Source organism: Rhizobium cerradonense (genome assembly GCF_030182455.1).
GTDB lineage: Bacteria > Pseudomonadota > Alphaproteobacteria > Rhizobiales > Rhizobiaceae > Rhizobium.
Map to the genome: position 1 here is coordinate 671,493 of NZ_JAQJCK010000001.1, position 18,345 is coordinate 689,837.

The 18,345-nt window shown below is 59.7% G+C and carries 20 protein-coding genes; 8 read left to right on the plus strand and 12 right to left on the minus strand.

What is annotated here, in order from left to right; genetic code table 11:
• Nucleotides 1-15: 15 nt before the first annotated feature.
• Nucleotides 16-996: an ABC transporter substrate-binding protein gene (locus PH547_RS03270; RefSeq protein ID WP_285167379.1), complete on the minus strand. Its 981-nt coding sequence runs from the start codon at nt 994-996 to the stop codon at nt 16-18.
• Between the two features lie 172 nt (nt 997-1,168).
• Between PH547_RS03270 and PH547_RS03275 the strand changes: the two genes are divergently transcribed.
• On the plus strand, nt 1,169-2,227 hold the full coding sequence (locus PH547_RS03275; protein WP_285167380.1) for an aldo/keto reductase: 1,059 nt from the start codon (nt 1,169-1,171) through the stop codon (nt 2,225-2,227).
• A 199-nt stretch (nt 2,228-2,426) separates the two neighbouring features.
• Here the strand turns inward: PH547_RS03275 and PH547_RS03280 are convergent, their stop codons facing one another.
• From PH547_RS03280 to PH547_RS03290, 3 genes are all read right to left on the minus strand, one after another.
• A complete protein-coding gene (locus tag PH547_RS03280; RefSeq protein ID WP_104823483.1) occupies nt 2,427-3,656 on the minus strand; it encodes an aminotransferase-like domain-containing protein in 1,230 nt (409 codons plus the stop codon).
• Between the two features lie 97 nt (nt 3,657-3,753).
• Nucleotides 3,754-4,167 (minus strand): type II toxin-antitoxin system VapC family toxin, encoded by a 414-nt coding sequence (locus PH547_RS03285; RefSeq protein ID WP_104823484.1) that lies wholly within the window; start codon nt 4,165-4,167, stop codon nt 3,754-3,756.
• Nucleotides 4,168-4,170: 3 nt separating this feature from the next.
• Complete coding sequence (locus PH547_RS03290) at nt 4,171-4,431, minus strand: type II toxin-antitoxin system Phd/YefM family antitoxin (RefSeq protein ID WP_104823485.1); 261 nt, start codon at nt 4,429-4,431, stop codon at nt 4,171-4,173.
• A gap of 118 nt (nt 4,432-4,549) precedes the next feature.
• Between PH547_RS03290 and PH547_RS03295 the strand changes: the two genes are divergently transcribed.
• Entirely contained in the window at nt 4,550-5,146 is a 597-nt protein-coding gene (locus tag PH547_RS03295; RefSeq protein ID WP_104823486.1) for a class I SAM-dependent DNA methyltransferase, read from the plus strand.
• Nucleotides 5,147-5,241: 95 nt separating this feature from the next.
• Here PH547_RS03295 and ilvC read toward each other — a convergent pair whose 3' ends face one another.
• The 3 genes from ilvC to PH547_RS03310 form a co-directional block, all read right to left on the minus strand.
• Entirely contained in the window at nt 5,242-6,261 is a 1,020-nt protein-coding gene (ilvC, locus tag PH547_RS03300) for a ketol-acid reductoisomerase (RefSeq protein WP_104823487.1), read from the minus strand.
• A gap of 44 nt (nt 6,262-6,305) precedes the next feature.
• Entirely contained in the window at nt 6,306-6,956 is a 651-nt protein-coding gene (locus tag PH547_RS03305) for a TetR/AcrR family transcriptional regulator C-terminal domain-containing protein (RefSeq protein ID WP_104825129.1), read from the minus strand.
• A gap of 112 nt (nt 6,957-7,068) precedes the next feature.
• A complete protein-coding gene (locus tag PH547_RS03310) occupies nt 7,069-7,977 on the minus strand; it encodes an AraC family transcriptional regulator (protein WP_104823488.1) in 909 nt (302 codons plus the stop codon).
• Between the two features lie 190 nt (nt 7,978-8,167).
• Between PH547_RS03310 and PH547_RS03315 the strand changes: the two genes are divergently transcribed.
• A complete protein-coding gene (locus PH547_RS03315) occupies nt 8,168-9,211 on the plus strand; it encodes an NAD(P)-dependent alcohol dehydrogenase (protein WP_104823489.1) in 1,044 nt (347 codons plus the stop codon).
• Between the two features lie 36 nt (nt 9,212-9,247).
• Here the strand turns inward: PH547_RS03315 and PH547_RS03320 are convergent, their stop codons facing one another.
• The 3 genes from PH547_RS03320 to PH547_RS03330 form a co-directional block, all read right to left on the minus strand.
• The gene (locus PH547_RS03320) at nt 9,248-10,510 is read right to left on the minus strand and encodes an NAD(P)/FAD-dependent oxidoreductase (RefSeq protein WP_104823490.1); all 1,263 of its coding nucleotides are present in this window, start codon (nt 10,508-10,510) and stop codon (nt 9,248-9,250) included.
• Between the two features lie 109 nt (nt 10,511-10,619).
• Nucleotides 10,620-11,180 carry a PH domain-containing protein gene (locus PH547_RS03325; RefSeq protein WP_104823491.1) on the minus strand — a complete coding sequence of 187 codons (561 nt, stop codon included), beginning with the start codon at nt 11,178-11,180 and terminating at the stop codon, nt 10,620-10,622.
• A 116-nt stretch (nt 11,181-11,296) separates the two neighbouring features.
• Nucleotides 11,297-11,761, minus strand: coding sequence for an Lrp/AsnC family transcriptional regulator (locus PH547_RS03330; RefSeq protein WP_104823492.1), 465 nt, complete (start codon nt 11,759-11,761; stop codon nt 11,297-11,299).
• Between the two features lie 160 nt (nt 11,762-11,921).
• Between PH547_RS03330 and PH547_RS03335 the strand changes: the two genes are divergently transcribed.
• The 4 genes from PH547_RS03335 to PH547_RS03350 all read left to right on the plus strand — a co-directional run bounded on the left by PH547_RS03335 (nt 11,922) and on the right by PH547_RS03350 (nt 15,614).
• Nucleotides 11,922-12,641, plus strand: coding sequence for an aspartate/glutamate racemase family protein (locus PH547_RS03335; RefSeq protein WP_104823493.1), 720 nt, complete (start codon nt 11,922-11,924; stop codon nt 12,639-12,641).
• A 74-nt stretch (nt 12,642-12,715) separates the two neighbouring features.
• Nucleotides 12,716-13,645 (plus strand): bifunctional helix-turn-helix transcriptional regulator/GNAT family N-acetyltransferase, encoded by a 930-nt coding sequence (locus PH547_RS03340; protein WP_104823494.1) that lies wholly within the window; start codon nt 12,716-12,718, stop codon nt 13,643-13,645.
• Nucleotides 13,646-13,725: 80 nt separating this feature from the next.
• Nucleotides 13,726-14,343: a TetR/AcrR family transcriptional regulator gene (locus PH547_RS03345; protein ID WP_104823495.1), complete on the plus strand. Its 618-nt coding sequence runs from the start codon at nt 13,726-13,728 to the stop codon at nt 14,341-14,343.
• Between the two features lie 56 nt (nt 14,344-14,399).
• On the plus strand, nt 14,400-15,614 hold the full coding sequence (locus PH547_RS03350) for an MFS transporter (RefSeq protein ID WP_104823496.1): 1,215 nt from the start codon (nt 14,400-14,402) through the stop codon (nt 15,612-15,614).
• Here the strand turns inward: PH547_RS03350 and PH547_RS03355 are convergent, their stop codons facing one another.
• Together PH547_RS03355 and PH547_RS03360 are read right to left on the minus strand one after the other, a co-directional pair.
• Nucleotides 15,615-16,862, minus strand: a complete 1,248-nt coding sequence (locus PH547_RS03355) for an FAD-dependent oxidoreductase (protein ID WP_104823497.1) — start codon at nt 16,860-16,862, stop codon at nt 15,615-15,617.
• 9 nt (nt 16,863-16,871) lie between these two features.
• Nucleotides 16,872-17,288: a winged helix-turn-helix transcriptional regulator gene (locus PH547_RS03360; protein ID WP_104823498.1), complete on the minus strand. Its 417-nt coding sequence runs from the start codon at nt 17,286-17,288 to the stop codon at nt 16,872-16,874.
• 142 nt (nt 17,289-17,430) lie between these two features.
• On the opposite strand from PH547_RS03360, the gene PH547_RS03365 reads away from it, so the two are divergent.
• The gene (locus tag PH547_RS03365) at nt 17,431-18,318 is read left to right on the plus strand and encodes an SDR family oxidoreductase (protein WP_104823499.1); all 888 of its coding nucleotides are present in this window, start codon (nt 17,431-17,433) and stop codon (nt 18,316-18,318) included.
• Nucleotides 18,319-18,345 lie beyond the last annotated feature (27 nt).

Below are 18,345 nucleotides of genomic sequence, written 5' to 3' on the forward strand. Positions count from 1 at the left end.
ACCGTCCAGATTGGATCACTTCGATCCGTAGTAGGAAGAGAAGGTCTTCAGATCCTGGTCGGTATTCTTCAGAGCTTCGGCCGCATTCAACGGCAAAACCTTGATGCTGTCACGCGCCGGGAAACCGGCGGGCAGCGGCATGCCGTTGCGGGCCGGGATATAGCCGAGGTTCAGGAAGCCTTGCTGGCCCTTTTCCGACAGAGCGTAGTCGACGAACTTCTTGGCGGCGTCGACATGCTTGGTGCTGGCGAGGATGCCGACCGGTTCGGTCACGGCTGAAACGCCTTCGGTCGGGAAAACGAATTCCAGCGGTGCGCCTTTGGCCTTTTCGCGGATGGGCATATAGTCGACGATCATTCCGTAAGCCTTTTCGCCAGAAGCAACCGCCTTCAGCACCGCACCATTGCCGCCGGAAGCGATTGCGCCGTTAGCGGCGAGATTCTTGTAGAAATCCCAGCCGAGGCTGCTGACGCCGGCAAGCGTCTGCGCGTGAATGAGTGCAGCACCCGAAGCAAGCGGGCTCGGCATAGCCACGAGGCCCTTGGCTTCCGGCTTGGTCAGGTCCTGCCAGCTCGCCGGCTTCATCGCAGCGGCGGTGTTGTAGACGATGCCGGTGGTGATCAGCTTGGTGGAATAGTAGTAGCCGTCGGCGTCATAGAGCGCCGGATCGTAGTTTGCGGCTTCCGGCGACTTATAGGCCAATAGTTTGCCGGCTTCCTTCAGGCGCTCCAGCGTAACCGTATCGGCGATCAGCAGAACGTCGGCAACGGGAGCGCCGGCCTGGATTTCCGCCTGCAGCTTGGCGATGATCTGCGGCGTGCCGTCGCGAACCCAGTCGACCTTGATGCCGGGATTGGCAGCCATGAAGCCATCGACGGTTGCCTGCGCATCGGCATTCGGTTGGCTGGTGTAGAGGACGAGATCGGCGGCGGCGGCAGAACCAGAGAAAAGAGCAATGGCCAGCAGGCCGGCGAGAGCGGAAACAAACGTCTTCATGAAGCGTCCTCGGCTGGGTGATGAGAAGGGTTCCTTAGCGGCGGCGGTTAACATGATTGTGACAATCTGCAATCGCAGACCGGTCGTTCATACTATCATTCGACCTTGACCATAAACGCCCTGCACTATCTCCTAGCACGCGAGTTTCAGCTTTGGTTTTGGAGGATAATCTATGGAATACCGTCTGCTTGGCCGCTCCGGCCTCAAAGTTTCGACCATCACCATGGGCACGATGACCTTCGGTGGAGTCGGCTGGGCGAAGACCGTCGGTGATCTCGGCGTCAGCGAGGCGAAACGACTTGTCGATATGTGCCTCGATGCCGGCGTCAACTTGATCGACACGGCCGATGTCTACTCGCAAGGGGCTTCCGAGGAGATTCTCGGCGAGATCATCGGCGGCCCGCGCAAGAACGGCGTATTGATCGCCACCAAGGCCCGTTTCCCGATGGGCCAGGGCGTCAACGACGCCGGCTCCTCGCGCCAGCACCTGATCCAGGCTTGCGAAGCCAGCCTGAAGCGCATGAAGACTGATGTCATCGATCTCTATCAGTTGCATGAATGGGACGGCCAGACGCCGCTCGAAGAAACGATGGAAGCGCTCGATACGCTCATCCGTCAAGGCAAGGTGCGCTACATCGGCTGCTCGAATTTTTCCGGCTGGCACATCATGAAAGCACTCGGCGTCAGCGAGCGCGACAAGCGCGAACGTTTCGTCAGCCAGCAGATCCACTATACGCTGGAAGCGCGAGATGCCGAATATGAGCTGCTGCCAGTCAGCATCGACCAGGGCCTCGGCGTCCTCGTCTGGAGCCCGATCGCCGGCGGTCTCCTCTCTGGCAAACATCGCCGCAACCAAGCGACGCCGGAAGGCACCCGCCAGTTTGCCGGCTGGACCGAGCCGCCGATCCGCGACGAGAACCGCCTGTGGAACATCGTCGATACGCTGGTGGAGATCGCCGATGGTCGTGGCGTCTCGGCCGCACAGGTTGCTCTCGCCTGGCTGATCGGCCGCAAGGGCGTAACGTCTGTTATCATCGGCGGTCGCACGGACGCGCAATTCAAAGACAATCTCGCCAGCGCCGAGCTGAAGCTGACGGAAGAAGAACGCAAGCGCCTCGATGACGTCAGCCTGCTACCTTTGTTGTACCCCTACTGGCACCAGCGCAATACGGCAAGCGACAGGCTCAGCGATGCCGACCTGTCGCTGATTGCACCGCATCTCGCGAACTGATGGAAAGCCCAAAACCTTCTCTCCCCGGAGAGAAGGTGGACAAGAACTGCTGAACGCAGTGATTGGCCGGTTGAGGGGGGAACTCGTCGCATCGCGGCGAGCGCCTTCGGCGGCAAGCGAAAGGCAATCCTTACGGTGCAACGCCCCCCTCAACCTGCGCTAAAGCGCATCCTTCTCCCAGCTGGGGAGAAGGTAAGAACTAGGCCGCCATCGCCCCGATTTCGCTGGCGATCAACTTGCCGAGCCGCGAGATCCCCTCATCGATCATCTGCTCGTTGGCGCAGGAGAAGCTGACGCGGAAGGTGTTCGGGCCGGAGCCATCGGCGAAGAAGGCCTGGCCGGGCACGAAGGCCACTTTCGCAGTCTCCAGCGATTTTGCCAGCAGCTTGGCCCCATCCATGCCCTTCGGCAGGGTAACCCAGACGAACATCCCGCCCTCGGGTTTCGTCCAGCTCGTACCCTCAGGCATATATTTCGCAAGCGCCGCCAGCATGCAGTCGCGTCGGTGGCTATAAGTCTTGCGGACCTTGGCGACCTGCGCATCGAAGCCGCGTTCGGCGACTTGATGGATGGCAATCTGGTTGATGGTCGAGGAATGCAGATCAGCCGCCTGCTTCATCAGCACCAATTTGCGAATGACTGGCGCGTTGGCAACGACGAAACCAACGCGAAGACCCGGCGCCAAGGTCTTGGAAAAGCTGCCGCAATAGATCGTCCGCGTATCGTTGATATTGCCTTTGCGGGCTATCTCCAGCGCCAGGATTGGCGGGATCGCCTCGCCGTCATAACGCAGCGACTGATAGGCGGCATCTTCGATGATGGCGATATCCAGTTCGTCGCCGAGATCGATCAGCTTTTCGCGGGAAGCGAGATCGACCGTTTCGCCGGTCGGATTGGCAAAATCGGCGGAGAGATAGGCGAACTTTACCTTTCCACCCGCCTGCTCGGCAGTCGCGCGGTAGGAAGCCGGCGTGCGATTGCCGTTCGGCGTGAGCTGATCGTAAGTCGGCTCATAGGCATTGAATGCCTGCAACGCACCGAGATAGGTCGGCGCGGTGACCAATGCCGTATCCTTCGGCGACAGGAACAGCTTACCCAGGTAATCGAGACCCTGTTGCGAACCGGAAACGATAAAGACGTTTTCAAGCTCGCAGGGAACCCCAAGCGCCACCATCTGGCCGACCAGCCATTCGCGCAGCGGCTTGTAGCCTTCGCTGACCGAATATTGCAGCGCCGCGTTGACAGCCGGACCGGAAAAGATGTCCGCATAAGCCTGCTTGAATTCCTGATCCGGAAACAGCGCCGGATCGGGAATGCCGCCCGCAAACGAGATGATGTCCGGACGCTCCAGCAGCTTCAGCAACTCGCGGATTTCGGAGGCGCGCATACGGCTTGAGCGCGTCGCAAAGATATTTTCCCAATTCAGCATGGGGCTTCCTCGTAATTTTTTGTCTTTGCGCCACAAGATCACGCAACAAACGATAAGTCAATAATACTGACCTATTTTGTTTGTGACGGTGACATTCTCAAGGAGATTTGTAGTCAAAGGGGTTGAGAACAGCAGCGGGAAAGGCCGAAAAATCGACGATATCGCGCGTAACGATCGTGAGATTATGAACGGATGCAGTCGCCGCTATCATCGCATCGGCAATCAGCGTCGGCGATTTGCGATGCATGAATTGCGCCCATCGGATCATGCACTCCGCATCCAGGGGAATGACCCGAATCCCAAGCTGCAAACTGTCCAGCCAACGCATAAGCTCTTTTGCCTTTTGCGGATCGGTTTCTCCAGTCAACTCTATACCGCGCTGGATCTCGCCGATCGTGATGGCCGAAATCGCAAGGTCGTCACTCCTGACACTATGTATCCAGGCCAGTACCGCGCCATGCGGCTTTATCCCGCGCAATTCCGATACCACATTCGTATCAAGCAAATACAAGCGTCAATCCTCACTCAGATTGACGTCCCGCCAGACCCATTCCTTACGAGACGGGATATCGAGATCGAATCTTGGCTCCGGCGCGAGAAGCACGTCCTTGGCGGACGGCTTGGCCCGCTTGTTCAGCGCTTCCCACTCAGACACGGAAACAAGCACGGCTTTAGGTTCGCCTCTTTTTGAAACAAGCTGCGGCCCTTCCTCCAGCGAGGCATCAAGCATTTCACTAAATTTCGCTTTGGCGTCCTGAACAGGCCATTGGCGCATGACACCCTCCATCTGACTAGTTAAAAGACTAGTTACTTCTCGCCCGCAATTCAAGATCAAACTTGCGAAACAGCGATCCCGCTCCGATACTCAAGTTGATGACCGAATGGGAACACGCATGACAAACGACAACCCCACCTCCTCCTTCTACGACGACAACGCCGCCGTCTATGTCAGGCGCGATCGCAGCCTGCCGCAGCGGCGACTCGATGCCTTCCTGAATACCCTTCCCGCCGGTGCATCGATTCTGGAATTAGGCTGCGGCGGCGGCCAAGACGCAGCCTACATGATCTCGCGCGGCTTCAACGTCACGCCCACAGACGGTTCGCCGGAAATAGCCGAGCAGGCCGAAAAGTTGATCGGAAAGCCGGTCGTCGTTCTGAGGTTCGAGGAGCTGGAGGACGACCAGCTCTATGACGGCATCTGGGCCGAAGCATCCCTATTGCATGTGCGGCGACCCGATCTTCCAGGGATTTTCAACCGCATCCACAAGGCCCTGAAGAACGGCGGCATATTTCACGCCAGTTTCAAAGCGGGAGAAGCCGAGGGCTATGACGGCTTCGGCCGATATTACAATTATATCTCCGCCGACTGGCTTAACGATCTGCTCATCTCGACCGGCTGGAAGGACATTTCCCTCAACGAAACCGATGGCGGCGGCTACGATGGCAAACCGACGAGGTGGCTGCGGATGAGAGCCCGGAAAAATATTTGATCGGCTATGTAAGCCGTAAACCCGTCTTGAAACGGTCAGGGCCGGGGAAGTCTCCCTCCCCGGCCCTTTTCATTGCGGTGTAAAGCTGAAGAAGCTTAGTTGACGCTCTTGTCGACCAGCTTGTTCTTGCCGATCCAGGGCATCATGCCGCGCAGCTTGGCGCCGACTTCTTCGATCTGGTGGCTGTCGTTGTTGCGGCGGATGCCCTTGAAGCGGGCAGCGCCGGAACGGTATTCCTGCATCCACTCGGAGGTGAACTTGCCGGTCTGGATGTCCTTCAGGACACGCTTCATCTCAGCCTTGGTCTCTTCGGTGATGATGCGCGGACCGGTGACGTATTCGCCCCACTCGGCCGTGTTCGAGATCGAGTAGTTCATGTTGGCGATACCGCCTTCATAGATCAGGTCGACGATCAGCTTCACTTCATGCAGGCACTCGAAATAGGCCATCTCCGGAGCGTAGCCAGCTTCAACCAGCGTTTCGAAGCCGGCGCGGATGAGCTCGACGAGACCGCCGCAAAGAACGACCTGTTCGCCGAAGAGATCGGTTTCGCACTCTTCGCGGAAGTTGGTTTCGATGATGCCGGAACGGCCGCCGCCGACGCCGCAAGCGTAGGAGAGAGCGAGTTCAAGCGCATTGCCGGAAGCGTTCTGATGAACGGCAACGAGGCAGGGAACGCCGCCGCCCTTCTGGTATTCGCCGCGAACCGTGTGGCCCGGTCCCTTCGGAGCGATCATGACGACGTCGACCGAAGCCTTCGGCTCGATGAGGCCGAAGTGGACGTTGAGGCCATGTGCGAAAGCGATCGCAGCGCCATCACGGATGTTCGGAGCGATTTCGGACTTGTAGATGTCGGCCTGCAGTTCGTCCGGGGTCGCCATCATCATCAGGTCGGCCCAGGCAGCAGCTTCGGCAACGGTCATGACCTTGAAGCCGTCGGCTTCAGCCTTCTTGGCGGTTGCCGAGCCGGCCTTGAGCGCGATCGCAAGGTTCTGCGCACCGCTGTCCTTCAGGTTCAGCGCATGGGCGCGGCCCTGGGAACCGTAGCCAATGACGGCGACCTTCTTCGACTTGATGAGGTTGAGATCGGCATCACGATCGTAATAGACGCGCATTGTTTGTCCTTCCCTTTGCTTGTCTGGGTGCAGATTTTAAATTGTCAGACGGTCGCTGCCGCTTCCGCCAATACTTTTTCCGTGCCGTAAAGCCGGAGGAAGGCGCTGACCGCCTTCTCCGCCTGACGGCTGGTGTCCCTCAAACCGGGCTCGCCGAGCAGCATGCGCACATGCAGATCGGAAACGATAAGCCCGTAAAACGTATGATAAGCCTCGTCGGCGTCCATGAAGCGCAGCAGCCCTGCCCGCTTGCCGGCATCGATCAGCCCGCTGGCGCGCCGGTCGATCTGGCGGCGCCCGCGCTCCAGCAGAAGCTTGCCGAGCTTGGAGCCGTCGCGGTTCGATTGACCGATCGCCAGACGGTTCAATGCGAGCGAAACGTCGCCCGCCAGGACTTCCAGCAGATCGCGGGCGAAAATGACGAGATGGTCATGCAGGCTCGCCACGGTCAGCCGTTCGCCGTTGCGCTCGAAGGTGCGCACCTTGCTCGCCTGATAGGCGATCATCGCCGACAGCAGACCGTCGCGATCGCCGAACCATTTATAGAGACTTTCCTTGGAGCAATTGGCAGCGCGCGCGACGCCCGAGGTCGTCAGCGCCTTTTCGCCGCCGTCGACGAGCAGACGCAACGCCTGTTCCAGAACAGCGTTCTGGCGCGGCGAAAACTCGCTCGACTGTCCTGCTTCGCTCAGCACGATGGCCACTCCCAAATACGTACCGTACGGTACGGTTCGCCGTCGTTATGACTGAGGGAGAAGCCAGCGTCAAGCGCAAATCGTTGCTGCAATGCGTCAAAAACGAAGGAAATTATTCCGCGGCAACCGGGCTCCGCATGGCCTCGACATCCTTCAGCGGCGGAAGCCCATAGAGGCGGCTATATTCGCGGCTGAACTGCGAAGGGCTTTGATAGCCGACGCGGTGGCCGGCCGATCCGACATCGAGCTGCTCGACGATCATCAGCCGCCGCGCTTCGTGGAGCCGGAGCTGCTTCTGATATTGCATCGGCGACATCGCAGTCACCGCCTTGAAATGATGGTGCAGCGAGGAGACGCTCATGCCGACGCGTTCCGCCAGTTCCTCGATGCGCAGCGGCTGGACGAAATTGCCGCGAATCCAGGCAACCGCGCGCGCCACTCTGTTGCTCTGGCTCTCCGCCATGGCGACTTGCAGCAGCCGAGGACCGTTCGGGCCCGTCAACAGACGGTAGAGGATTTCCTGTTCGATCAATGGCGCCATGGCAGGAATATCCTCCGGCCGGTCGAGCAATCTAAGTAGCCGCAACGAGGCGTCGAGCAGTTCCGGCGATGCCGCATTGACCGCAAGCCCACGCATGGGTTCCGATATAATCGCTTGGCGCGGAATGTTGACGCGCGATAACAGCTCATTCAGCCGTTCGCTGTCGAGCACCATGGCAAAACAGAGGTAGGGAGTTTCACTGTGGACATTGGTTACCTGTGTCGACACAGGCAGATCGAGAGCGGTCAGAATATACTCGCCGACACCGTAATGGTACGTGTCGGCACCGACCGTCAGGCTTTTGCGTCCCTGGACAACGACGGCATAGGAAGGTCGATAGGCCCCATGCTGCCACACGGTCACCGCCGACTGCCGGTATAGATTGAGACCGTCGATCGGTGTGCGATGTTCTCCATCCCCCGTGGCGAAACGGGCAACGATGGAGGCGAGTTCCTGGTTGGGATTGAATGGCAGTGTCATGCGCAACCAACTGTTTTCGAGGGCTTGTCGCAGCTTATCTAGGTGACCCCTCGTCGCTGAAAAAGAGCCGCTGCCAATTTAGATTCGCAGGATCGTACATAAAGCTTGCAGGATCGCTCTAACGCTCTCACCCGGTTCCGGTCCATAAGTCGGCCACCCCAAAGCCAATCCTAACAAAAGGAAGTCTTCCATGGCAATTGCAAAGGGTTATGCCGCCACCGACGCGTCCAAGCCGCTTACTCCCTTCACCTTCGAACGTCGCGAGCCGAACGAAGACGACGTCGTCATCTCCGTTAAATATTGTGGCGTTTGCCATTCCGACATCCACCAGGCCCGCAACGAATGGGGCGGCTCGAAGTATCCGATGGTGCCTGGCCACGAAGTTGCCGGCCTCGTCACGGCCGTCGGTTCGAAGGTGACGAAGTTCAAGGTCGGTGACCGCGTCGGCGTCGGCTGCTTTGTCAATTCCTGCACGACCTGCGCGACGCGCGATTTGGACTACGAACACTTCCTGCCGGGCCTGGTCCAGACCTACAACGACGTGGAAGCAGACGGCGAGACGCCGACCTACGGCGGCTATTCCGACTCGATCGTCGTCAAGGAGGGCTATGTCCTCTCCTTCCCCGACAATATTCCGCTGGATTCGGGCGCGCCGCTGCTGTGCGCCGGCATCACGCTCTACTCGCCGCTGCGCCACTGGAAGGCAGGCCCGGGTAAGAAAGTCGCCATCGTCGGCATGGGCGGTCTCGGCCACATGGGCGTCAAGCTGGCGCATGCCATGGGCGCCGACGTGACGGTTCTCAGCCAGACGCTGTCGAAGAAGGAAGACGGCTTCAAGCTGGGCGCCAAGGATTATTACGCCACCAGCGATGCCGAGACCTTCACCAAGCTCGCAGGCACGTTTGACCTGATTATCAACACGGTCGGCACCGCCATCGACTGGAATGCCTATCTCAACCTGCTGAAGTATGACGGCAGCATGGTGCTGGTCGGCGTTCCGGAACATGCCGTTCCGGTTCACGCCTTCTCGCTCATCCCCGGCCGCCGCAGCCTTTCCGGCTCCATGATCGGCTCCATCAAGGAAACCCAGGAAATGCTCGACTTCTGCGGCGAGCACAACATCGTCGCCGAGATCGAGAAGATCAACATCCAGGAGATCAACGAAGCCTATGAGCGCGTTCTGAAGAGCGACGTTCGCTATCGCTTCGTCATCGATATCGCTTCGCTGGCCTAAGAAAAACGGCGGCGTCCGAAACGGGCGCCGCCTTCTTTAATCTTCGCGCATGGTTTCCCTTTGCGTGATCAGCCGGGCGCTGTGCTGCCGGCTGATATAGATCCACAGCCAGCTCCAGGCGACCGCAATGCGCCAGCGCACGCCGATCAGGAAGTAGATGTGGGCAAGGCCCCAGACCCACCAGGCGATCCATCCCCTGAGCTTGATCCAGCCGAAATCGATGATCGCAGCACTTTTGCCGATCGTCGCGAGACTTCCCTGATGATGATAGTGAAATGGCCCTGGTGCCGGCTGGCCCGATAACTTGGCCCGTATCATCTTGGCGACGTAAGAGCCCTGCTGCTTGGCGGCCGGCGCGATGCCCGGCACGGGACTGCCATCCCCGCGCATGACCGCCGCCGTGTCGCCGATGACAAAGATATCCGCCTCGCCAGACGCTCTCAGTTCCTTGTCAACCACGACGCGGCCGGCGCGGTCGGCCGAAACGGCGAGCCATTTCGCCGCCGGCGAAGCCTGCACGCCAGCGGCCCAGACGATCGTCCGGCTCGGCACGAAGGTCTCCCCGATCGTGACACCCTCCGCGGTGCACGATGTAACGGGTTTTCCCGTGCGAACTTCGACGCCCGACTTTTCCAGCGCCTTGTGGGCATAAGAAGACAGCCCCTCGTCAAAACTTGGGAGAACGCGCGGCCCGGCTTCGACAAGAATGATCCTGGCCTTGGTGGTGTCTATGTTGCGGAATTCCTTCGGGAGTGTCGTTCTGGCCAGCTCGGCAATAATGCCGGCAAGCTCGACGCCGGTCGGCCCGGCGCCGACGATGGTAAAAGTCAGCAAAGCGTCGCAGACGGCAGGATCGGTTTCCAGCTCCGCCTGCTCGAAGGCCAAAAGAACGCGGCGGCGGATCGTCGTCGCATCCTCCAGCGTCTTAAGGCCCGGCGCCACCGGTTCCCATTCGTCATGTCCGAAATAGGCATGCGTCGCACCCGTCGCCAGCACAAGCGTATCATAGGCGATCGTGGTGCCACCCTTCAGCGTCACCACATGTGCCTTGCTGTCGACGCCGACGACCTCCGCCAGCAATGTCGTCACTTCCGGCCGATCGCGGAAAAAGCTTCGGATTGGCCAGGCGATCTCGGACGTGGCGAGCAACGTAGTGGCGACTTGATAGAGCAGCGGCTGGAACAGATGATGGTTGCGCCGGTCGATCAGCGTGATCCGGACCGGAGCTCCCTTGAGATCGTTGACGAGCTGCAAGCCGCCAAATCCACCCCCGACGACGACAACGTGATGATCCTGCATGACGACACCCCGCACCCTGTTTTGTCTTCGCAAACGTAGGGTTGAGGATGATGGCCAGCAACCGCCTTTTACGCATGGCACCCCTGCATCTGCCACCTTGCCATAGCGGCTAAGATGCTTTCGCCGATTGCGCACGCAAGATCAGATTGAATACGTCGCGGACGTCCTTGATACCGAGAAATTGTGGAACGTTGGAAAGCGCTGGAGTCCAGGCCCCCATACCGCCGAAACGGCCATAGCCGACTTGGGTATCGGTTCCGAAGCTGATCGTCCCTGTTCCATCACCGCGCTGATCCAGATCCAGAGCCGGCAACCGTTCCAGCGATACGGTAAGAATCTTGGAAAACCAGCCGTCGCGTAAAATTATGATGCGCTGGTCACTGACCGCATACTGTGTCCTTGCGCGAACGAACGCATCGACCGCAAAACGACCAACGATAAGATAGAGACCGATCAATACGAAAGGCACGCCCCATAACCTGAAAACGACTGGCGCATTGATCTGGCGTATCACCGAACTTTCCCAGAAGATCGCAAAGCCGCCCCACAACAACGAAAAAGGCACTTGCAGTAGATCTTTCTTATTAAACATGAGCCCTTGCTTCGGCTGGCCCAGCCACAATAATTTTTCACCAGGCAGGAAGTAGTTTTGAATGTCAGAATTGCGCATGGCATATTGCCCCTAAAGCGATAATTGCGACAGCGACTCTACAACTTAAAAACTGGTGATTTTCATGACAGCTTTGCTGAGGTGATATGCAGAATCAGCACGCGACCGTAGTGAGCTCAATGTGCATAGCCGACGGGGATGGATGTGCCGCTTTTCAACTCCTCCATGGAAATGGAGGCCGAGACATCGAAGAGCTCGATCTTGCGTACGAGCATCTTGTAGATGACATCATAGTGCTCGACACGCGGCAGCACGATTTTCAGGATGTAGTCGTGATTGCCGGTCAGCCGGTGCGCCTCGACAATCTCCGGAATGTCGCTGATCGCCTTGCGAAAGGTCTCGATCCATTCGTCGGCATGATGTGCGGTCTTGATCAGCGCGTAGAGCGTGGTGGGCACACCCATCTTCTCGCGGTCGAGCACGACAATACGTCTGGCGATGTGGCCACTCTCCTCCAGCCGCTGAATGCGACGGGAACAGGCGGAGACCGACAGCGCCACGCGGTCGGCAAGATCGGTCACCGAAATGCCGGCATCGGTCTGCAAAAGATCGAGAATCTTTCTGTCTCGCCCGTCGAGCATATGCAACGATCTCCCTAATGGCGCTGTAATTTTGCGCATAATATCATTCTTGCGCAAAATCTTGCAGTGAAGATCGCATAGACGACAAAGATTGCAAACACGAGGCGCGTGAAATGTCTCAATATTCTGCTATTCACATTCGAGAACGGAGAGCGGCAGTATGCGCACTATCGGCCTGATCGGCGGCATGAGTTTCGAGAGTTCGGCAGTTTATTATCGTCTTATCAATGAGATGGTTCGCGACAGACTAGGCGGCCTCGCCTCTGCCGAGGTGCTGATGTATTCCGTCAATTTCGAAGAGATCGTCGCCATGCAGAAGGCCGGGCGTTGGGACGATGCCGCTGCCCGTCTCGGGGATGCCGCGCTTCGCCTGCAGATCGCCGGTGCCGAATGCGTGTTGATCTGCACCAACACCATGCATCTGATCGCCCCGGAAGTTGCCGCGCGTATCTCGATCCCCCTGATCCATATCATCGACGAGACCGCTGCCACGCTGAAGGCCGCCGGCCGCGTTAAGCCGCTACTGCTTGCCACGCGCTACACGATGGAACACGGCTTCTATGCCGACCGCATGGCCCGCAATGGCGTTTCCGTCATGGTCCCCGGCGCTGAAGATCGCACCACGACCCACGACATCATCTTCAATGAACTCTGCGCCGGCGTCGTCAAGGACGAGTCGCGCCGGAAGCTGATGGCCATCATCGAGCGCGCCAAAGCCGAAGGCGCCGATAGCGTCATTCTTGGCTGCACCGAGATCTGCCTGATCCTGGATCCGAACGCGCTTACTCTGCCGGGCTTCGACACCACGGCGATTCACGCACAGAAAGCTGTCGATTTCGCTGTCGGCAATGAAAAGGCAAGAGCAAGCCAGGCCGCGTAAATCAAGCCAAATTTACTTGACTGAGTCAAATAAATGATGGACATCGTCTCCTATGCTATAGGGAGACGATGTCCATGCTTGTGACTACGGAACTCGCGACCATCGATGCGGCGCGCGACTTCAATCGCTTCTATACCAGTTTCCTTGGCGTTCTGAACAAAGCCTATCTCGACAGCCCCTATGCGCTGACTGACGTCCGCGTGCTGTTCGAAGTCGGCTCGCGTGGCGGCGTCGCCGCTTCGACATTGACACGGGATCTGCATCTCGATCCCGCCTATCTCAGCCGCATTCTGAAACGCTTTCGCGAAGACGGCTTGATCGAAACCAAGCCAGATCCGGACGATCTGCGCAGCCAGATCATTACAGTCACCGACAAGGGACAAGCGCAGTTCCACGAGTTTGTCCGCCGCTCCCGCGCCGAGATCGCCGGGCATTTCGATGCGCTGGCCATCGGTGAGCCCGAACGTGTCGTGGACGCGATGCGAACGATCCAGACCGTCCTCAACTCAAGTGCCAATGTCACGCCTCCCGCCGTCATCCGCACTCACCGCGCCGGCGATATCGGCTGGATCGTCCAGAGCCAGGCCCGCTTCTATTGCGAGGAATTCGGCTGGGATCTGCGTTTCGAAGGCCTGATCGCCGAGGTCGCCGGAAAATTCCTCTCCAACTTCAATCCGCAGAAGGACCAATGCTGGATCGTCGAGCGGGGCGGACTGAACATCGGTTCCGTCATGGTCGCCGATGGCGGCGACGGCTTCGCAAAGCTCCGGCTGCTCTATGTCGACAAGACGGCACGAGGCCTCGGCCTCGGCAAGCTGCTGGTCGGTGAATGCATCCGTTTTGCCCGCAACGCCGGCTATCGTCAGCTTTCGCTCTGGACAAACGACATCCTCGATACTGCCCGAGCCATCTATGTCCAGGCTGGATTCCGACTCGTCTCGGAAGAAAAACACCGTATGTTCGGCCCCGAATTGAACGGCCAGACATGGGTGCTGGACCTCTAATCAAATAACGCGCCATCACGATTATGTTGCGCCGCAAAATTCCGCTTGATTTGGAAACGATCATTTCCTAAACAGTCTGCATGACGACAGACACACAAGACTTCTCCCCGAAGCTTCGCGGTCGCCCGCGGGAATTCGATATGGACGCAGCGCTCGACGAGGCACTGCGGGTCTTTTCCGAGCGCGGCTACTATGCCGCCTCGATTAGCGAACTGACCGAGGCCATGGGGCTGACCGCGGGCAGCGTCTACAAGGCGTTCGGCGACAAGCGGGGCGTGTTCCTGGCCGCTTTCGATCGCTATCGCCGTATGCGCCAGCAACTGATCGATGAGGCTCTTGCGAAGGGCCCGAACGCATATGAGAAACTGCGTATTTTGGTGGCGTTCTTCGCCGAAGCTTCGTGCGGTGAGATCGGCCGCAGAGGCTGTCTCGTGGTCGGCAGCGCGACCGAGCTTGCGCTTTTCGACAAGGAGGTCGCCAGCCGTGTCAGCGTGGCTTTCGATTTCGACGAGCGGCGCATTCGCGACCTCGTCCTTCTGGGTCAGGCGGATGGATCCGTGGCAAAGCATATCGACCCTGAAAGCACCGCCTGCGCCTTGCTTGCCCTAACGAAAGGCATGCGCGTGATCGGAAAGACCGGCCGCAAAACCGAACATATGCTCGCCGTCGCCGAGACGGCCATGAAACTGCTGAACTGATTTTTTCACACGAATTTTCGGGGAGCACGCTCCCTCGCCCGCATCGAGGATAAAACATGCCCGCAACTTCCGCTGCCAGACGGGAGAGCACACCGCTCCCCGAGAAGACCATTTCACCGCTGTTGACATTCATGTTCGCTGCCGCCTGCGGGCTGGTGGCCGCCAATCTCTATTACGGCCAGCCGCTGGCCGGTCCGATCAGCCAGGCGCTGGGATTCACGCCGGCGGCAACCGGTTTGATCGTGACACTAACGCAGATCGGTTACGGCCTCGGCCTGCTGCTGATCGTGCCGCTCGGCGATCTCCTGGAAAACCGCAGGCTGGTACTGACGCTGATCGGTCTTTCGGCACTGGCGCTCGTCGGCGCCGCCTTTGCGTGGTCGCCGTCGCTCTTCCTGCTCGCCTCGCTCTGCATCGGCCTCGCCTCCGTCGCTGTCCAGGTGCTGGTGCCTTTCGCCGCCCATATGGCGCCGGATGCCAGCCGCGGCGCGGTTGTGGGCAATGTCATGAGTGGCCTGCTTTGCGGCATCATGCTCGCGCGGCCCGCGGCAAGCTTCCTGTCGGAACTCTTCTCCTGGCATGCGGTCTATATCCTCTCCGCCGGCGTCATGATCGGACTTGCCATCATCCTTCGCGTCGTCCTGCCGACCCGTGTTCCGCATACCAAGCTGCATTACGGCCAACTGCTTTATTCGATGGGCCATCTCGCGCTGCATACGCCGGTGCTACAGCGCCGCGCGCTCTATCAGGCCTGCATGTTCGGCGCCTTCAGCCTGTTCTGGACGACGACGCCGCTGCTGCTTGCAAGCCCTGCCTTCGGCCTGACGCAGAACGGTATTGCGCTCTTCGCGCTGGCTGGAGCTGCGGGCGCGGTCGCTTCGCCGATTGCCGGCCGTGTCGCTGATCGCGGCTGGACGAAGCTTGCCACCACCTTCGCCCTAGTGCTCGCCATCATCGCGCTCCTTATTGGCCATGCGTCCGGCAGCGGTTCGCTACTGGCGCTGGCGACATTGACGCTCTCCGGCATCCTGCTCGATTTCGGCGTACAGACCAATCTCGTGCTCGGCCAGCGCGCCATCTTTGCGCTGAGCGCCGAACATCGCAGCCGCCTGAACGGTCTCTACATGGCGACATTCTTTGCCGGCGGCGCCCTCGGCTCGGCGATCGGCGGCTGGGCCTATGCCACCGGCGGCTGGAACCTCGCCTCTTGGATCGGCGTCTGCTTCCCGGTCGTGGCGCTGCTCATTTTCCTGACCGAGCGGCAGAAATGATCAAGACGGCTGCGGAACGATGGTCCGCAGCCAGTCGCATTCACTGAGGCCGGCAGCGGCAAATGGGTCGATCAAGGTGCCGGAGACAATAGACGCCAAGATCTGCGGCCCCGGCGGTACCCTGGCGATCATGGCAACCAGTCGATCCCGGATCCAGGCCAATGCTGCCGAATCCGACTGGTAGAACGGCGTAAACGTCAGCGATAGCAACTGGAACAGCCGCACATGCATGCGCCGCGCTTTGGCGTAAGCCGCAAGCGCCGCGCTGATATCGTCGTTGCCCGCCAATGCATGCGCAAGCGCCGCTACATCCAGCAGCGCCATATTGGCGCCCTGCCCGAGTTGCGGGCTGGTCGAATGGGCGGAGTCGCCGACGAAAACCGTGCGGCCGCTATAGGGAATGGCCACGGTTCGATGGGCGTAGCGCGCCAGCGTCAACTGTTCCCAATCGATAATTTGATCAAGCAACGGCTGGCATTCCGGCCAATAGCCGCGGATCGCCGACTTCCAGCGCTCAAGCCCCTGCCGGCGCACCTCGTCTGCATCCGCTATCTTCAAGCTCCAGAACAACGCCGCCTGCTTCGGCAGATCCGGCTTACGCTGTCCGATCGGCAACACGCCGATCATCACTTTCGCTTGGTCGTAGCGCTGCGTCAGTGCCCTCTCATCCACCAATCCATCGGGACAATCCAGCGTCGCCCAGAAGGCGCCATAGGCGAGATTGCGCACCCGTGGTGCGACCGGGCAGGCAGCGACCAACTCAGAACGCGCGCCGCTCGCGTCGACGACAAGATCATACGGCCCCAACCGCTCTCCGCCCTCGGTAATGAGATGGGTGTGACTGCCCTCTTCCAGCACGCCAGTTACCCGCCGTCCGGTGAGGACAAGGTGTCGCCGCGCAGAGACTTCGTCATAGAGCGTGTCGAACAGTGCGGCGCGATGAACCGCCAGCCCATAGCGCCCGCCGGCCAGCGTGTCATAGCGCACGTCAAGAACGATGCAGCCACGTTTCGCCTCGGTGCCGAACAGCCGATCGATGCGATTGCCGGCGGTGTGAATGGCAGGACCGAGGCCGAGCGATTCCAGCACGGTCAGGCCGGTTGGCTGCAGCATCAGCGCGGATCCGACCGGCGAAGGACTATCGAACCGCTCGATAATTTCCGTCGTATGACCGGCACGTGATAGAAACAGGGCAGCCGCAAGGCCCGCAGGTCCGGCACCGACGATCGCAATTTTCAGGGATTTCACTGGCCGCGCTCAGTCCTGCGATTGATCGAAACGGACGCGTGCAGCGCGCACAGCATCATGGTTGGCCTCGGCCCAATTCAAGAGTTGCGCCAAAGGCACATACAGCGAGCGGCCGAGATCGGTCATGCGATATTCGACACTCGGCGGCTTGGTTGGAAACACCTCGCGGCCGATATAGCCATCGCGCTGGAGGTCCCGCAGCGTCTGGGTCAACATGCGCTGTGAAATATCCGGCACCATGCGCCGCAGCTCGCCGAAACGATACGGCCGCTGCGCCAAGGCTTCCAGCAGCAACACCGACCACTTGCCGCCGATCTGCGAGATCAGGTCCCGCACCGGGCAATTCGTAAAATCGAGTTTGCTGACATCGAAGACACGCAGCGGTTCCTCTGTGCTGCGCAAGTTGACGACGGTGCTGGCGCTCATATCGGGCTGGTTCCCTTTTGGTAACGTAGGGCTGAAAAACTGCCTCCTTTACAGCCCGAAGTCAATTCCTATTCTAGTGCTAGTCTCTTTTTGAGAGCGGAAAACCTCTGCAAGTCCGCGGCGGTCAAACAAGGAAAAACATATGAGCAGCACTCTTCTCGTCACCGGCGCCGCGGGTCAGCTTGGTCAGCGCGTCATTCATCACCTGCTGGAGACATACAGGGTCGCGCCCAGCCGCATCATTGCCGCCACCCGCAGCCCGGAGAAGCTTGCCGACCTCGCCGCCAAGGGCGTCGTCACCCGCAAGGCCGATTTTGATGATGCCGCCAGCCTGTCCGCCGCCTTTGCCGGCGTCGACCGCCTGCTTATCATCAGCACCGACTCGCTCGCCGTTCCCGGTCAGCGCCTGAAGCAGCATACGGCTGCCGTTGAAGCCGCGAAGGCCGCTGGCGTGAAGCACATTCTCTACACCTCCATGCCGGCCCCGGAAGGTTCGCTCGTCAGCTTCGCGCCTGACCATCTCGGCACGGAAAACGCCATCAAGGCAAGCGGCATCGGCTACACCATCCTGCGCGACGCCTGGTATTTCGACAACTATCTGATGGGTCTGCCGCATAGCCTCGAAACCGGCAAGTGGTACACCGCGACCGGCGGCGGCCGCGTCAGCAACATCAGCCGCGAAGATTGCGCGCTCGCCATCGCCGCCGCCTTGGCGTCCGATGCGACGGAAGATGCTACCTACACTCTGACGGGCTCGACTGCCGTCACCATCGATGAGATTGCGAGCGTCGTCAGCAGGATCACCGACCGTCCGCTGGAAGTCGTACAGGTCAACGACGAACAACTCGCCGCTGGCCTCAACGGCGCCGGCCTGCCGAAATTCGTGGTCGACATGCTCGTCTCCTTCGACGCTAACATCCGCGCCGGCAATTTCAACATCCTCACGAACGACTTCAACAAGCTGACCGGCAAGGAGCCGCAGACACTGCGCAGCTTCGTCGAGGAACACAAGGCCGCGTTGCTCGGCTAAGGCTTTGGAGAAGGTCAGGCTGGGCCG